At 63.8% G+C, this 15,129-nt stretch carries 21 protein-coding genes; 15 read left to right on the top strand and 6 right to left on the bottom strand.

What is annotated here, in order from left to right:
• Positions 1 to 101 precede the first annotated feature (101 nt).
• Positions 102 to 722, top strand: coding sequence for a nucleoside triphosphate hydrolase (locus NKH29_RS06860; RefSeq protein ID WP_352481496.1), 621 nt, complete (start codon positions 102 to 104; stop codon positions 720 to 722).
• Between the two features lie 86 nt (positions 723 to 808).
• Positions 809 to 1,165, top strand: a complete 357-nt coding sequence (locus tag NKH29_RS06855) for a hypothetical protein (protein ID WP_352816696.1) — start codon at positions 809 to 811, stop codon at positions 1,163 to 1,165.
• A gap of 21 nt (positions 1,166 to 1,186) precedes the next feature.
• Here the strand turns inward: NKH29_RS06855 and NKH29_RS06850 are convergent, their stop codons facing one another.
• The 3 genes from NKH29_RS06850 to NKH29_RS06840 form a co-directional block, all read right to left on the bottom strand.
• Complete coding sequence (locus tag NKH29_RS06850; RefSeq protein ID WP_352999245.1) at positions 1,187 to 1,891, bottom strand: glutathione S-transferase family protein; 705 nt, start codon at positions 1,889 to 1,891, stop codon at positions 1,187 to 1,189.
• A gap of 136 nt (positions 1,892 to 2,027) precedes the next feature.
• Positions 2,028 to 3,236 carry a beta-ketoacyl-[acyl-carrier-protein] synthase family protein gene (locus tag NKH29_RS06845; protein WP_352481500.1) on the bottom strand — a complete coding sequence of 403 codons (1,209 nt, stop codon included), beginning with the start codon at positions 3,234 to 3,236 and terminating at the stop codon, positions 2,028 to 2,030.
• A 4-nt stretch (positions 3,237 to 3,240) separates the two neighbouring features.
• The gene (locus tag NKH29_RS06840; RefSeq protein WP_023677013.1) at positions 3,241 to 3,495 is read right to left on the bottom strand and encodes an acyl carrier protein; all 255 of its coding nucleotides are present in this window, start codon (positions 3,493 to 3,495) and stop codon (positions 3,241 to 3,243) included.
• Positions 3,496 to 3,697: 202 nt separating this feature from the next.
• Here NKH29_RS06840 and NKH29_RS06835 point away from each other — a divergent pair, with 202 nt between their 5' ends.
• The 5 genes from NKH29_RS06835 to NKH29_RS06815 are packed head-to-tail and all read left to right on the top strand — an operon-like array spanning position 3,698 to position 6,095.
• Positions 3,698 to 4,540: an urease accessory protein UreD gene (locus NKH29_RS06835; RefSeq protein WP_502897820.1), complete on the top strand. Its 843-nt coding sequence runs from the start codon at positions 3,698 to 3,700 to the stop codon at positions 4,538 to 4,540.
• 28 nt (positions 4,541 to 4,568) lie between these two features.
• Entirely contained in the window at positions 4,569 to 4,871 is a 303-nt protein-coding gene (locus tag NKH29_RS06830) for an urease subunit gamma (protein WP_352999244.1), read from the top strand.
• A 23-nt stretch (positions 4,872 to 4,894) separates the two neighbouring features.
• Positions 4,895 to 5,152: a DUF1272 domain-containing protein gene (locus tag NKH29_RS06825; protein WP_023722547.1), complete on the top strand. Its 258-nt coding sequence runs from the start codon at positions 4,895 to 4,897 to the stop codon at positions 5,150 to 5,152.
• 35 nt (positions 5,153 to 5,187) lie between these two features.
• Positions 5,188 to 5,781 carry a HupE/UreJ family protein gene (locus tag NKH29_RS06820; RefSeq protein WP_352999300.1) on the top strand — a complete coding sequence of 198 codons (594 nt, stop codon included), beginning with the start codon at positions 5,188 to 5,190 and terminating at the stop codon, positions 5,779 to 5,781.
• An 8-nt stretch (positions 5,782 to 5,789) separates the two neighbouring features.
• Positions 5,790 to 6,095 (top strand): urease subunit beta, encoded by a 306-nt coding sequence (locus NKH29_RS06815; protein ID WP_023722545.1) that lies wholly within the window; start codon positions 5,790 to 5,792, stop codon positions 6,093 to 6,095.
• 26 nt (positions 6,096 to 6,121) lie between these two features.
• Here NKH29_RS06815 and NKH29_RS06810 read toward each other — a convergent pair whose 3' ends face one another.
• Together NKH29_RS06810 and NKH29_RS06805 are read right to left on the bottom strand one after the other, a co-directional pair.
• Positions 6,122 to 6,616 carry a hypothetical protein gene (locus tag NKH29_RS06810; protein WP_023722544.1) on the bottom strand — a complete coding sequence of 165 codons (495 nt, stop codon included), beginning with the start codon at positions 6,614 to 6,616 and terminating at the stop codon, positions 6,122 to 6,124.
• 126 nt (positions 6,617 to 6,742) lie between these two features.
• The gene (locus NKH29_RS06805) at positions 6,743 to 7,126 is read right to left on the bottom strand and encodes a hypothetical protein (protein ID WP_352999243.1); all 384 of its coding nucleotides are present in this window, start codon (positions 7,124 to 7,126) and stop codon (positions 6,743 to 6,745) included.
• A gap of 179 nt (positions 7,127 to 7,305) precedes the next feature.
• Here NKH29_RS06805 and ureC point away from each other — a divergent pair, with 179 nt between their 5' ends.
• From ureC to NKH29_RS06770, 7 genes are all read left to right on the top strand, one after another.
• The gene (ureC, locus tag NKH29_RS06800; RefSeq protein WP_502911217.1) at positions 7,306 to 9,018 is read left to right on the top strand and encodes an urease subunit alpha; all 1,713 of its coding nucleotides are present in this window, start codon (positions 7,306 to 7,308) and stop codon (positions 9,016 to 9,018) included.
• 47 nt (positions 9,019 to 9,065) lie between these two features.
• On the top strand, positions 9,066 to 9,659 hold the full coding sequence (locus tag NKH29_RS06795) for a hypothetical protein (protein WP_352791969.1): 594 nt from the start codon (positions 9,066 to 9,068) through the stop codon (positions 9,657 to 9,659).
• Positions 9,660 to 9,715: 56 nt separating this feature from the next.
• Positions 9,716 to 10,300, top strand: a complete 585-nt coding sequence (gene ureE, locus NKH29_RS06790; RefSeq protein ID WP_352481503.1) for an urease accessory protein UreE — start codon at positions 9,716 to 9,718, stop codon at positions 10,298 to 10,300.
• The gene (locus NKH29_RS06785) at positions 10,293 to 10,964 is read left to right on the top strand and encodes an urease accessory protein UreF (RefSeq protein WP_352481504.1); all 672 of its coding nucleotides are present in this window, start codon (positions 10,293 to 10,295) and stop codon (positions 10,962 to 10,964) included. Before ureE ends, NKH29_RS06785 begins: the two co-directional genes overlap by 8 nt.
• Entirely contained in the window at positions 10,961 to 11,401 is a 441-nt protein-coding gene (locus NKH29_RS06780; protein WP_352481505.1) for a DUF3995 domain-containing protein, read from the top strand. Before NKH29_RS06785 ends, NKH29_RS06780 begins: the two co-directional genes overlap by 4 nt.
• Positions 11,398 to 12,039 carry an urease accessory protein UreG gene (ureG, locus tag NKH29_RS06775; RefSeq protein ID WP_352481506.1) on the top strand — a complete coding sequence of 214 codons (642 nt, stop codon included), beginning with the start codon at positions 11,398 to 11,400 and terminating at the stop codon, positions 12,037 to 12,039. Before NKH29_RS06780 ends, ureG begins: the two co-directional genes overlap by 4 nt.
• Positions 12,040 to 12,123: 84 nt before the next feature.
• Positions 12,124 to 12,891 carry a class II aldolase and adducin N-terminal domain-containing protein gene (locus tag NKH29_RS06770; protein WP_352918186.1) on the top strand — a complete coding sequence of 256 codons (768 nt, stop codon included), beginning with the start codon at positions 12,124 to 12,126 and terminating at the stop codon, positions 12,889 to 12,891.
• A gap of 282 nt (positions 12,892 to 13,173) precedes the next feature.
• Here the strand turns inward: NKH29_RS06770 and NKH29_RS06765 are convergent, their stop codons facing one another.
• A complete protein-coding gene (locus NKH29_RS06765) occupies positions 13,174 to 13,806 on the bottom strand; it encodes an HAD family hydrolase (protein ID WP_352481508.1) in 633 nt (210 codons plus the stop codon).
• 360 nt (positions 13,807 to 14,166) lie between these two features.
• Between NKH29_RS06765 and NKH29_RS06760 the strand changes: the two genes are divergently transcribed.
• A complete protein-coding gene (locus tag NKH29_RS06760) occupies positions 14,167 to 15,126 on the top strand; it encodes a sugar-binding transcriptional regulator (protein ID WP_352999241.1) in 960 nt (319 codons plus the stop codon).
• Positions 15,127 to 15,129: the final 3 nt, after the last annotated feature.

Raw genomic sequence — 15,129 nt, 5'->3', positions numbered from 1 at the left:
CCGACGGACGGTCAAAATCCCTGAGCGAGGAAACTAATCTCGGGTTTGAAATTCCCGCGAATTGTCGCCAAGATCGAAAACACTCAGCCAGAAAGGCTCCAATGTCCGAGATCGCCCATATTGCTGCTGCCATCTTCAAGCGCGCCGGCAAGGCGCCGCGCTTCATCGTTGCCATTGCCGGTCCGCCCGGCGCCGGCAAATCGACATTGTCGGCAGGCTTGCACGACCTGCTGCCGGAAGGCACGGCGGAAGTCGTGCCGATGGATGGCTTCCATTACGATGATGTCGTGCTCGAGCGACGCGGCCTTCGCCAACGAAAAGGTGCCCCGGAAACCTTTGATTTTGCCGGCTTCGAAACGCTGCTCAAGCGCATCCGCGCCGGCGAGCCGGATATCGCGATCCCGGTCTTCGACCGCAGCATGGAGCTGTCGCGCGCCGCCGCTGCGATCATCGCCGCCGACACCAAATTCATCCTGGTCGAAGGCAATTATCTGCTGCTCGACGAAGAGCCATGGACGCGGCTGGCGCCGCTGTTCGACTTCTCGATCTTTGTCGATGTGCCGCGCGCCGACCTCGAGCGCCGACTGCTGGAGCGATGGCACGAGCACGGCCGGTCCGACGAGGACGCGCGCGCCTGGATTGCTTCCAACGACATGCCGAACATCGATCGCGTGCTTGCCCGTCGGCGGCCCGCCGACCTGGTGGTTGGTGAACACGCCTGATCTGTAAGGACTGTTCGGCCGGAACCTTAACACTTTCAGGCCGTTATCCCGGACACGGCAATCGTGCCGCATGAGGGAACAGTTCGATGGAAACCATGGCAAGAAAGCCTGCGCCCGCCAAGGGCAGGGCAACACGATCAAAAGCAACGCGAGCGAAAACCAGCGCCGGCCCGGCAGTGGCGGCCCGCTCCAAGGACGCGGCAAAGCCCAGCTTTGGCAAGGCGGCGCCGAAGAAGGTGGTGCCTGCCGCGGCCAAAGCCGCTGCACCCAAGCCCAAAAAGCCGGCAAGCAGCAGAGGATCGATCGCAGGCAGCGCAATGCGCACCGTCAAAACGACGGCCAACGTCGCCGCCGGTGCCGTGCTTGCGACCGCCAAAGGTGCGGCCTCGCTTGCCGCTTCCGTAGTCGGCAAGGGCTCGAAACCCCGGACCAAGGCAAAATAGCCGGGCCAGTCTGGCTTTCGATCAGGCTCTGGCCGGAATGGTGAGGCCCCTCTGCACCGCCGGCCGGGCAAGGCCGCGCTCCAGCCATGCGCCGACGCTGGGGAAATCGTCGAAACCGACGAGTTCCCGTGCCTCATAAAAGCCGATCAGATTGCGCACCCATCCAAGCATCGAAATGTCGGCGATGGTGTAATCGTCGCCCATGATCCAGCTGCGGCACTTGAGCCTCGTTTCGAGGACGCCGATCAGCCGTCGCGACTCGTCGCGATAACGTTCCAGGGGGCGCTTGTCGGCGATTTCGCGCCCGGCGAATTTGTGGAAGAAACCGACTTGGCCGAACATCGGCCCGATCGAAGCCATCTGGAAGAACACCCACTGGATCGTCTCGTAACGCAGCGTTGCGTCTGCCGGGACCAGCTTGCCGGTCTTGTCGCTGAGGTAGAGCAGGATGGCGCCGGATTCGAACAGGCCGATCGGTTTGCCGCCCGGGCCGTCCGGATCGATCATCGCCGGTATCTTGCCGTTCGGGTTCAAAGACAGGAATTCCGGTGTCCAACTTTCGTTCTTGCCGATGTCGACAGCATGCGGCTCGTACTGCAGGCCAAGTTCCTCCAGCGCGATCGATATCTTCACCCCGTTCGGCGTCGGAAACGAATAAAGCTGGATGCGGTCGGGATGGTTTGCCGGCCAGCGCGTGGCAATCGGAAACGCGGACAGATCGGTCATCGAAACTCCTGGTCGGGGGGCGCCCCGAACGGCGCGGTCACGGCGGGTCGCAGAGAGTTAGGCGCGACGCCTGGCGCGATCAATATGCGCATGGAAAGTTTCACCGGCCCCGACGAAACCCGGCAAGGGGTGCGGTTCAGACGGCTTTGACCGCCAGCACCGCATTGGTGCCGCCGAAGGCGAAGCTGTTGCTGATCGCGGTGCGCACCGCGCGCTCACGCGCCACGTTCGGCGTGATGTCGAGATCGCAGTCGGCGTCGGCTTCCCGGTAGTTGGCGGTCGGCGGCACGATGCCGTCGCGGATCGCCATCACGCAGGCGATCATTTCCAGCGCGCCGGACGCGCCGAGACAGTGGGCGTGCATCGATTTGGTCGAGGAGATGGAAAGCTTGTAGGCATGGCCGCCGAAGACACGCTTGATCGCCGCCGTCTCGATCTGGTCGTTGGCCTTGGTGCCAGTGCCATGCGCGTTGAGATAGTCGACGTCCTCCGGATTGAGCCCGGCATCGACGAGGCAGAAGCGCATCGCCGCCTCCGGCCCTTCGATGGTCGGCGCAACGATGTCGGAGGCGTCGGCGGAAAGGCCGACGCCGGCGATTTCGGCAAGGATGGCGGCGCCGCGCGCCATGGCATGCTCGTAGGTTTCCAGCACCACCATGCCCGCGCCCTCGCCGAGCACAAGCCCTTGGCGATCGGCCGAAAACGGCCGGCAGGTGTCCGGCGACAAGACCCGCAGGGCCTCCCAGCCCTTGAGGATGCCCCAGACCAGCGGCGCATCGGTGCCGCCGGCGACCATGACGTCGGCGCGGCCGAGCCTGATCTGGTCGACCGCCGAGGCAATGGCGTGGTTGGATGACGAACAGGCAGAGGTGATGCCGAATACCGGCCCGCGCAGACCAAGATTCATGCTGACGTGGCCGGCGGCCGCGCCCGGCATTACTTTCGGCACGGTGAAGATGCCGGCGCGGTTCTTGCCTTCGAGCAGGATGGCGCGATAGCTCTCTTCGATTGCCTCCCAGCCGCAGACGCCGACGCCGACGATGGTGCCCATCCGATAGGTGTTGGCCGCGTGCAGGTTCAATCCCGCCTGCTGTGCCGCCTCCCGCGCGGCGATCGTCGCCAGAAGGCTGAAGCGGTCCATCGACACGACCTGCTTGCGGTCGATGCCGTGATCGGGAAGCGTTTTGATTTCGCAGCCGACCCTGACCTTGAGGTCATACAGCTCGGAATTGACGATCGCACCGATTGCCGAACGGCCGGTGCGCATCTCGTTCCAGATTGCTGGTGCGTTGGTGCCGAGGCCGCATAATCCGCCGATGCCCGTGATGACGATGCGCTTGTGCATTCAGTCAGGCTTTTTTCGCGATCAGCGCGCGAACCGCCTCGACCATGTCGCCGACATTCTTCAGATTGCTCCAGGCATCGACCGTGTTCATCTCGATTTCGATGCCATACTCTTCCTCGAGATCGAAGATGATTTCCGTCAGTTCCAGCGAATGGATGCCAAGGGCGGTCAGTTCGGTACTGGTGGTGATTTCCTCGCCGCCCGGCTCGGCATGAGCCTTGATCTTGGCGATGATATCGTTTGCCAGCTGGTCAGCCATTCGGTTTCTTCCCCAACTCTGTCGTTTCCCGACGCCAACTGATCAGCGCCCCTTTTGTCCTCGATTACGTCGTCATCGTCGCCTTTTACCCCCGCCAGGCGCCGATGACCGTACCAAGGTGGCTCCCTCTATAGAAACCGAAACGCTGTCAAGCAACAAGCTATATATCGACAAAGCCGCCGCAGTGCTTAACGTTGGTGTCGTGGATACGATCGCATATAGCTTGAGCTCGGTGCCGCCGGCCCAGCGCGTTGCCGGCGTCGCGCGGCTTGGCTGCGACTGGAACGGAGGCCGCACGCGTCTTCGGCGCCTGTACCAGGACGGCTCGGCCAAGATCCGCATGCCGGCAGTCTCGGCCGATCCGCTCGAAGCTGTCCTGATCAACACTGCCGGTGGCCTGACCGGTGGCGACCGTCTCGCCTGGCAGGTCGATGTCGGTGCCGGCGCCTCCGCAACCATAACAACGCAGGCCTGCGAGAAAATCTACCGCGCCGCATCCGATCGCGCCGAAGTGCGGGTGCAACTGACCGTCGGCGAAGGCGGCCACATTGCCTGGCTGCCGCAGGAAACCATCGTCTTCGACCGCTCGGTCTTTGCCCGCACGCTTGACGTGGAGCTTGCCGCCGGAGCCGAGGCGCTGATCCTGGAGGCTACTGTCTTCGGCCGCCTGGCCATGGGCGAACGGGCAGCGCAAGGCTATTTCCACGACCGCTGGCGCGTTCGCCAGGACGGAGCGCTGGTCCATGCCGAGGAGTTCCGCATCGGGCCCGACATTGCGGCCACCTTGAACCGTACGGCTGTGGCCGGTGGCGGCATCGCCGTGGCGACGCTGCTGATGGTGTCGCCGCGGGCAGAGGCTTTGCTCGAGCCGGCCCGGGGCATGGTCGGCGGCCAGGGCGGCGTCAGTTTCTGGAGTGTGCGGAAATCTGGCAAGCTTCTTGCGAGGCTGTTCGCCGAGGACGGCTACCAGCTCCGCAAGCGGCTGGTGCCGCTTGTCGAATTGCTCAACGGGCGGGCGGGCCTGCCCAAATTATGGTCACTCTGATTTCGATTATGCCACTGCAGGAAAAAGCATGAATCTGACGCCGAGGGAGAAAGACAAGCTGCTGATCGCCATGGCGGCGATCGTGGCCCGCAAGCGGCTCGAACGCGGCGTCAAGCTCAACCACCCGGAAGCGATCGCGCTGATCACCGATTTCGTCGTCGAGGGTGCCCGCGACGGGCGCGCGGTCGCCGAGCTGATGGAGGCCGGCGCCCATGTCGTGACCCGGGCGCAGGTGATGGAAGGCATTGCCGAAATGATCCACGATGTGCAGGTCGAGGCGACGTTTCCCGACGGCACCAAGCTGGTGACCGTGCACGAACCGGTCAGATAATCACCAAAGGCGAGGAGAGGAAAATGCTTGAGCTGCGTCCCAACTGCGAATGCTGCGACAAGGATCTGCCGCCCGATGCGACAGATGCGGTGATCTGCACCTTCGAATGCACCTTCTGCGCGGACTGCGCCCAAAACGTGCTCGGCGGCGCCTGTCCGAATTGTGGCGGCAACTTCTCGGCCCGCCCGATCCGTCCGGCAGCGATGCTGAAGAAATATCCGGCCTCGACCCAGCGCATTCTCAAGGCAGAGGGCTGCGGCCCGGCCCGCAAGGCCGCGTGAGAGGCATGATGATCTCGAAGATGGAAGGTACGCCGATGATCCCCGCTACGATGAAACGCACAACGCTGTCGGCGGTCCTGCTGCTGGCGGCAGCTGGGCCAGCCTATGCCCATGTCGGCGACGGCACGGTTTCGTCCTTCACCGCCGGCTTCACTCACCCGCTCTCCGGCCTCGATCACATGACGGTGATGATTGCCGTCGGCCTGTGGGCAGCGCTCAAGGGCGGCAAAGCGATCTGGGCATGGCCGCTGGCTTTCGTCGGCATCATGCTGGCCGGCGGCGCGCTCGGCATCCTGCATGTGCCGATGGCTTTCGTCGAGCCGGCCATATTGGCGTCCGTCGTGGTGCTCGGGCTGCTGGTTGCGCTCGCCGTCGACCTTCCGGTCTCGGCCGGCGTCGCCGTCATCGGCCTGTTCGCGTTGTTCCACGGCTATGCCCACGGCACCGAGGTGCCCGAAAATGCGGGTGGGCTCGGCTACATGGCGGGCTTTGCCGCCGCCACCGCGCTGCTCCACGCCGTCGGCATCACTGCCGGTTTCAACCTCGGCTGGCGCTTCCGCGGACTTGCCCGCGTCGCCGGGGCCGCCTGTGCCACGATTGGCGCCGGCCTTGCTTTCGGCGTCCTGTGAGGGCCGCAATGATCCCAGGTGAAATCATCACGGCAAGCGGCGAGATAGAGCTGAACAAGGGTCTGGCGACCGTCACCTTGAAGGTAGCAAACAGCGGCGATCGGCCGATCCAGGTCGGCAGCCATTATCATTTCTTCGAGACCAATGAAGGGCTGAGATTCGATCGCGACCAGGCCCGCGGCATGCGCCTCGACATCGCTGCCGGCACCGCCATGCGCTTCGAGCCGGGGCAGGAGCGTGACGTTACCCTGGTGCCGTTCGGCGGCAAGCGCGAGGTCTACGGATTTCAGCAGAAGATCATGGGCAAGCTGTGAGATCGAAGGCGTCGAGCAGTTTCGGCTCAGCCGGGCGGCTTGGCCGCCGCATAGATGACGACCTTTCCCGGATCGTCGAATTCCACCGCCAGAACGTCCTCGGTTTGCACTCTCCGCGAGTCGATGGCGTTGAACAGCAATGCGTTCGCCTCGATCTCCTTGCGCAGCTCGGCAATGTCGTCCCGATGTTGCCTGACCTTGTTTTCGATCGCCGGCGGCGGGCCGCCTTCGGTGCGCGCGGCGTCGGTAAGAAACACGATATCGACCTTGTCGAGCTTGGACGTCTTGCGCACGACAGCGATGTTTTCACGCGTGCGGTCGATCGCCGAGCTGACCTTGCCGGCTTCCGCATTTGTCTTGGTCTCTTCCTGGCCGACCTCCGAGCCGACGATCCGGTTGACGGTCTCGGCGCTATCGAGGCTCTGCGCGTTCAGCGCGGCGTGCGGAATGCTGGCTGCCAGAAACGCGGTCGCAGCAATCCCATGCAGCCATCTGGTGTCGGAGAAGGTGGTGATCGCCATCGCTCGTTCTCAGGCTCCTTTTCGAGGCTTGTGTCAGGGCGACAGGACCGAAACGTAACTTCCCCTGTGAAGGTTCCCTTTGCGATGCGGCGGGCTGACCGGGCGCCGGCCCGCCGCCTCGCCTCGTCAGCTGGCTTTCTTGGTGATCAGCGTCAGCGCGCCATTGGTGCTCATGCTGGCGGCGATCACCTGCGCCGAGGTGAGTCCTTTCGCTTCGAGCGCGGACTTGACCTCCGGTGTCGCGTCGATCGAGCCGCGCAGCTTCTGCAAATCGGCATCGCTGCGCTTAGCGATCACCTCGTTGACCTTGGCTTGAGTGTCCGCCGGCAGATCCTTGATATCGACGACATTGATCGCCTGAATGGTGGGCGCCTGCCGCTGCGCCCCGGGCGCGGCAGGAGCAGGAGCGGCCGGCGCCGGACTGGGCTGCTGCGCAGGCTGTTGCTGGGCGCTGGCGGCGGTTGCGAGCACCAGCGTGGCGGCGGCTGCCAGAAGGGTCGTTTTGCGCATGGATGTTCCTTTCCATCGATTGGCAAATGGTCGTTTTGGGGTGGCCCGCCCACCTCAACCGCCAAATGGGATCGGAAAGTGTCGCTCAGCGGGTCATTGCGTGACCATAGGATGGCGGCAATGTGGGTCCCGGCTTCGACAAGCGGTATTTTCGGGCTGTATTTCGGGAGCAATTGCTGATGGCTAAAATCACCCGCGCCGCCTATGCGCAGATGTACGGCCCGACCGTTGGCAACAAGGTCCGGCTCGCCGACACCGAACTGTTCATCGAGGTCGAAAAGGATCTCACCCTTTACGGTGAGGAGGTGAAATTCGGCGGCGGCAAGGTCATCCGCGATGGCATGGGCCAGAGCCAGGTTTCGCGCGCGCAAGGCGCGGTCGACACCGTCATCACCAATGCGCTGGTCGTCGATGCCACCGCCGGTATCGTCAAGGCAGATATCGGCCTCAGGGACGGCCGTATCGCCGCGATCGGCAAGGCCGGCAATCCGGATACTCAAGGCGGCGTCACCATCATCATCGGCCCGGGCACCGAGATCATCGCCGGCGAGGGCAAGATCCTGACCGCCGGCGGCTTCGACGCGCATATCCACTTCATCTGCCCGCAGCAGATCGAGGAAGCGCTGATGTCGGGCATCACCACCATGCTCGGCGGCGGCACCGGCCCGGCGCACGGTACGCTGGCCACCACCTGCACGCCTGGGCCGTGGCATCTGGCACGCATGATCCAGTCTTTCGATGCCTTCCCGATGAATATCGGCCTGTCGGGCAAGGGCAACGCGTCGCTGCCTGCCGCGCTCGAGGAGATGGTGCTCGCCGGCGCCTGCTCGCTGAAGCTGCATGAGGACTGGGGCACGACACCGGCTGCAATCGACTGCTGCCTGTCGGTCGCCGACGATTACGACGTGCAGGTTATGATCCACACCGACACGCTGAACGAGTCCGGCTTCGTCGAAAACACGGTGGCGGCGATCAAGGGCCGCACCATCCATGCCTTCCACACCGAAGGCGCCGGCGGCGGCCACGCACCTGATATCATCAAGGTCTGCGGCCTGCCCAACGTCATTCCGTCCTCGACCAATCCGACCCGCCCCTACACGGTCAACACGCTGGCCGAACACCTCGACATGCTGATGGTCTGTCACCATCTGTCGCCGTCGATCCCCGAAGATATCGCCTTTGCCGAAAGCCGCATCCGCAAGGAAACCATCGCCGCCGAAGACATTCTGCACGACATCGGCGCCTTCTCGATCATCTCGTCGGACAGCCAGGCCATGGGCCGCGTCGGCGAAGTCGCGATCCGCACCTGGCAGACCGCCGACAAGATGAAGCGCCAGCGCGGTTCGCTGCCGCAGGAGACCGGCGACAACGACAATTTCCGCGTCCGCCGCTACATCGCCAAATACACCATCAATCCGGCCATCGCGCATGGCCTGTCGAAGGACATTGGCTCGGTGGCGGTGGGAAAACGCGCCGATCTCGTGCTGTGGAATCCGGCGTTCTTCGGCGTCAAGCCGGACATGGTGCTGATCGGCGGCATGATCGCCGCCGCCCCGATGGGCGATCCCAACGCCTCGATCCCGACGCCGCAGCCGATGCACTATCGGCCGATGTTCGGCGCCTATGGCAAGGCGATGACCAATTCGTCGGTGACATTCGTTTCGAAAGCCGCGCTCGACGCCGGCCTGCGCGGCAGGCTCGGCGTCGACAAGCAGATGGTGGCGGTCGAGAATACCCGCGGCGGCATCGGCAAGCATTCGATGGTGCTCAACGACGCCACGCCGCATGTCGAGGTCGACCCCGAAACCTACGAGGTCCGCGCCGACGGCGAGTTGCTCACCTGCGAGCCGGCCACCGTGCTGCCGATGGCGCAACGCTACTTCCTGTTCTGAACCATAGGCGTTAGAACGACCGATGTAGAACATGCCGCGCCAAGCCTATGGACCAGCAACTCCCTTACGCCCACGACATTTTCCCGCATATCCGCATTGTCCTGGGCATGGTGATCGGCCTTGGCGTCACACGGCTGCTGTCGGGGCTCGCCCGCATCGTCCAGCATCCCGGCCAGTACCGGCTCTATCCCGTGCACCTCGCCTGGGTTGCGTCGGTGCTTCTGATGCTGGTGCATTTCTGGTGGTGGGAGTTCGGCCTGTTCCAGATCGAGAATTGGACCTTCGGCAAATACCTGTTCATCATCTTCTACGCCGTCACGCTGTTCCTGGTCTGCGCGCTGCTGTTCCCGGATTCGATGCTGGACTACACCAGCTATGAGGATTTCTTCTATTCGCGCCGGGCCTGGTTCTTCGGCCTGCTGGCGGCGACCTATCTGCTCGACGTGATCGACACGCTGCTGAAAGGGCCGGAGCATTTCGCCCATTTCGGCATCGAATATCTGATCCGCACGCCGGTTTTCGTCGCGCTTTGCGTCATTGCGATCCTGCTGCGCGACCGCCGCTTTCACATCGCCTTTGTCGCCGGCGCGCTCGTCTATCAGATATCGTTCATCCTGCGGCTCTTCGACACGATCGTCTGAGCCCCATTGGGGCGGCGGACCGGATAGTCTAGGCTTTTTGCGAAAGGCAGTCTTACATGAAGCTCGATATTCGCACCGACTTCACCAAATTCCCGCGCGCGGTCTCCGTCCTGGCCGCAGGCGAAGCCGGAACCACTACGCCATATGACAGCGCAGTGCTTGCTCATGACGAGCGGCATCTGCGCCGTCGCGCCATCGAAACGGCCCGTAGCGACAAGGTGCTGGTCGACCTGCCCGAACCGGTGACGTTGAACCATGGTGACCGGCTGGTGCTGGAGGATGGCCGCCAAATCGAGATCATCGCGGCCGCGGAGCCGCTCTACGACATCAGGGCCAGCGATCCTGTCCATCTGGCCGAGCTTGCCTGGCACATCGGCAACCGCCATCTCGCCGCCGCAATCGAAGCTGGGCGCATCCTCATCCTGCGCGACCATGTCATCAAGGCGATGCTGGAGGGATTGGGCGCCATTGTGAGCGACGTCTCCGAGCCGTTCAAGCCGGTGCGCGGCGCTTATTCCGGCCATGGCGGGCACGGCCATGCTCATGCCGAGGCGCATACGCACAGCCACGCCGAAGCGCATTCTCATAGCCATAGCGAATCGCATTCCCACAGCCATTCGCACGACCATGACCATGACTGACCAGCCTTCCAACATTGCATTGTTGCGGCTGATGGCGTGGCTGTCGCCTTCCTTCCCGGTCGGCGGCTTTTCCTACAGCCATGGCTTGGAACAAGCCGTGCATGCCGGGCTGGTTGCCGACAGCAAAGACCTTGCAGCGTGGCTGGAAACGCTGGTCGAGATGGGTTCCGGCTGGAACGATGCGGTGCTGTTTGCCGAAAGCTGGCGCCGGGCGCGCGAAGCCGGCGATCTGGTCGAGGTCGCTGCGCTCGCCGAGGCCCTAGCCGGCTCGCGCGAGCGTCATGCCGAAACCATGCTGCAGGGCGCCGCCTTCCTGAAGGCGGCCTCGGCCTGGCCGTGCCAGGTGCTGGACCGCCTGCCGGCCGAATGTGCCTATTGCGTCGCCGTCGGTGCCGTCGCCGGCGGCCACGGATTTATGCTGCGGGATGCGCTGGCCGGCTTCCTGCAGGCCTTCTTTTCCAACCTCGTCCAGGCCGCGATCCGGCTTGGTGTCGTTGGCCAGACCGGAGCGACCGCGCTGCTCGCCGGCTTCGAGCCGCTGGCCTTGGCGACTGCAGCCCGCGCTGCCGACTCGACCCTCGACGATCTCGGCGGCTGCGCTTTTATCTCAGACATCACGGCGATGAAGCACGAGACCCAGTATTCGCGGCTGTTCCGCTCATGATCGTCCTCGCTTTCGCCCTCTCGCTGGTCCTGCTGCTGATCACCGCGCTGCATGTCTATTGGGCTATTGGCGGCATCTGGCCGGGCATGGATGCTGCCTCCTGCGCCCGCGCCGTCATCGGCTTTCATGGCGTCGATGAAATGCCGGCACCCTTCGCCAGCTTCGCCGTTGCCGCCTGCCTCGGCCTGGCGACACTGTGGCCGATGGCGCTCGAGGGCATCTTTGCCACGCCCTTTCCCAAGGCCGGGCTTGCCGCCACGTCGCTGCTCATCGCGCTGGTTTTCCTGGCGCGCGGCATTGCCGGCTTCACGCCGTGGTGGCGCCGGCTGACGCCCGAGCAACCTTTCGCGCGGCTCGATCTGCGTTATTATTCGCCGCTGTGCCTGCTGATCGGCCTCGGCTTCGCCATCCTTGCCTTCACGGAGTTCCCCGCATGATATCCCCGAACGGCCCTCTTCGCATCGGCATCGGCGGTCCGGTCGGCTCCGGCAAGACGACGCTCACCGAAAAGCTCTGCAAGGCGCTGCGCGACGAGTTCTCGATCGCCGTCGTCACCAACGACATCTACACCAAGGAGGACGCCATGATGCTGGCGCGCCTCCAGGCGCTGCCCGAAGATCGCATCATCGGCGTCGAGACCGGCGGCTGCCCGCACACCGCCATCCGCGAGGACGCCTCGATCAATCTGCAGGCGATTGCCGAAATGACCAAAAAATTCCCGGATCTCGACATCATCTTCATCGAATCGGGCGGCGACAACCTCGCCGCCACCTTCTCGCCGGACCTTGCCGACCTGACGCTCTATGTCATCTCGGTTTGCCAGGGCGAGGAGATTCCGCGCAAGGGCGGACCGGCGATCACCCGGTCCGATTTCCTGGTCATCAACAAGAGCGACCTTGCGCCCTATGTGAACGTCAATCTCGATGTCATGGAACGCGACGCTGCCCGCATGCGCGGCAAACGGCCGTTCGGCTTCACCGACCTGTCGCGCGGCAAGGGGCTGCAGGAGGTCATCGATTTTATCGTCGAGCATGGCGGCCTAAGGGTCGGCGCCGCCGCCAGTACGGCAGCATAGCAATCGCGTTCGCCTGCACCAAACGAAACCGGTTGCGCGTCTTCCCGCCGCGCGGCATCCTCGCCTCTTTCACGGAGGTCTACGATGAGCATCACGCGCCTGCAGAAGGAAGTGCTGACCAACCTGCCGTTCTATGAAGAACGTGTCGATCTCGCTTGCGCCTTCCGCTGGACGGCGCGGCTCAACATGCACGAGGCGGTGGCCAATCATTTCTCGCTGGCGGTCAACGACGATGGCTCGCAATTCCTGATGAATCCCAATCAGGTGCATTTCTCGCGCATCAAAGCGAGCGACCTGCTGCTGATCGACGCCAACGATCCCGACACGCTCTCCGGCCCGAATGCACCTGACCCGACGGCATGGGGCCTGCATGGCGCCATCCATCGCAATGTGCGTCATGCACGCTGCGTCATGCATGTCCACTCGATCCACGCCACGGTGCTTGCCTCGCTCGCCGACTCGACGTTGCCGCCGGTCGACCAGAACTCAGCGATCTTCTTCAACCGCCATGTCGTCGACGGGCATTACGGCGGGCTGGCCTTCGAGGAAGAAGGCGAGCGCTGCTCGCAGCTTCTTGTCGACCCGAAGGTCAAGGTCATGGTGATGGGCAACCATGGCGTGCTGGTCATCGGCGACAGCGTTGCCGACACCTTCAACCGCATGTTCTATTTCGAGCGCGCCGCCGAAACCTACATCAAGGCGCTGTGGACCGGCCGGCCGCTGCGGGTATTGTCGGACGAGATCGCCGAGAAAGCGGCAAGGGAACAGGAAGATTATCCGGGCCAGGCCGAACGCCACCTCTCCGAACTGAAGGCGATCCTCGACGAGCAGGAGCCTGTCTACCGGTACTGAGCTGCGCCCTTCTCCCCGTCGCTATACGGGGAGAAGGTGCCGGCAGGCGGATGAGGGGCAGCGCAAGCGCCCGAAAGCCTGCGACGAACTCAAAACTCGGCCTGCCAGTGATCTCAATGCGCCCGGAAAGGGGCGTTAATTGTCAAGCTCGGCGCCGCCCCTCATCGCCCTGCCGGGCACTTCTCCCCGTACAATGACGGGGAGAAGGACGCTGTCATCGCTGGTTTCGCCAATCATCGGCGTTGCAGGAAGTCTAGCTTGAGGCGGCCTTTTCAGCCAAGCTTAAAGTCCCAGATGGGCTCGCAATTCGTCGGCGCTGTTGATGACAATCGCGCCCGGCGGCCCTTCCATCGGCGCCTCCGGCCAGAAGACCGTCTTCATTCCCGCCGCCAGCCCCGCCGTGGCGCCGGTCATGCTGTCGTCGACCGCTACGGCCTCGGCGGGATCGACGCCGGCCAGCCAGGCGGCGCGCAGGAATGGCTCGGGATGCGGCTTGCCTTCGCGCACGTCGTTGCGGCTGATGGTCTTCATTCCGGGGTAGAAAAGGCCGACCGCGCGCAGATTGGCGTCGACGATCAGCCGGTCGGAATTGGACACCACCGCCTGCTCCACGCCAAGCGCGCGCAGCTCGTTGAAAATCTCGATCGCGCCGCTGCGTGGCGTCAGCGTTTGCGCCATCGGCAGATAGTGATCGTATTTGCGTACGATCCAGTCGTCGAAAGGCAGGTCGAGGCCGAACTCGTCGCGCAGCATCTCGTAGACCGGCCATGCGGCGATGCCGAGCACGCGCTCATGCAGGTCGGTTGGCGGGGCGATGCCAACGCTGTGCAGCGCCGCAACCAGCGCCGCCTCGTGCAGCGGCTCGCTGTCGACCAGCGTGCCGTCCATATCCCAGAAAACCGCTTTCGGCGTCATGCGAGGCTCCATTCTCCAGAATCCCTTAAAGCGTTTAGCTCGGGAGATAAACCGCCGCGTCCCCGCTAATGCATGTCGCGCAAAAGTGTGCAGCGGTTTTGTGATAACGACATGCATAAAAAAGAATCTAAAGCGCGTCGCATGAGGCCGATCGAACACGTCGCGCTTTGGAACCGAGATTGGTGCGACCTCGACAGCCTTGCTGTTGCGACGAGACTAGGTCGACCCCGTCACTTCGTTCGAGCCACCAAGTCCGGACCTTAAGCAATTGCTCGTACAATAGGCAATTGCGCACGACCTCATTCCCTGCGAAACTATGGTGCTCCGCCTCTTATGCTCGGCGGGCTGGGAGGCAGGACCTTGAATTCGCGGCAGGATAGCGGCGGCAACAGGCTGGACGACGCGGCGCGCGCCGGCTGGCTCTATTACGTTGCCGGCAACACCCAGGACCAGATCGCCGCCACGCTTGGCATCTCCCGGCAGACGGCGCAGCGGCTGGTGTCGCTTGCAGTCTCCGAAGGGTTGATCAAGGTGCGCGTCGACCATCCGATCGCCAATTGCCTCGACCTTGCGGCACGGCTGAAATCGCGCTTTGCGCTTGATCTGGTCGAGGTGGTGCCGAGCGACCCTTCTTCGTCCTCCACCGTCATCGGGGTCGCGGAGGCGGCGGCGGCGGAGATCGAACGGCGGCTGCGGTCGCCCACACCGATCGTCATGGCGATCGGCACCGGCCGCACGCTGAAGGCCGCGATCGAGCAGCTGCCGCCGATGGAATGCCCGCAGCACAAGGTGGTGTCGCTGACCGGCAATATCTCGCCAGACGGTTCGGCGGCCTTCTACAACGTCATCTTCACCATGGCCGACAGGGTCAAGGCGCGCTCGTTTCCGATGCCTTTGCCGGTCATCGTCTCCTCGCCGGAGGAGCGCGAGATGCTGCTCAGCCAGCCGATGATCCAGCCGACGCTGGCGCTTGCGGCCGAGGCCGACGTCACCTTTGTCGGCATCGGCGATCTTGGCCCGAAGGCGCCGCTTTACGAGGACGGCTTCATTTCGGAGGGTGAATTGAAGGCGCTGCAGAAGGCCGGCGGCGTCGCCGAGATCGTCGGCTGGGTATTCGATCGTGACGGCCGCATGATCGAGGGCATCACCAACGACCGGGTCTCGTCGGCACCGCTGCCGTCGCGCGAAAAGTCGCTGGTGATCGCGCTTGCCATGGGCGACCGCAAGCTGCCGGGCATCTTCGCCGCCGTCAACCGGCGGCTGGTCAACGGCCTCATCACCGATGAGCGGACCGCCGCCGCCTTGCTGGCCGGCGCATGATCT

The sequence above is a fragment of the Mesorhizobium sp. M1295 genome, assembly GCF_040318135.1.
Taxonomy (GTDB): Bacteria; Pseudomonadota; Alphaproteobacteria; order Rhizobiales; family Rhizobiaceae; genus Mesorhizobium.
The sequence above is the reverse complement of the archived record's forward strand: the minus strand, read 5'-3'. Positions and strand labels throughout refer to the sequence as shown.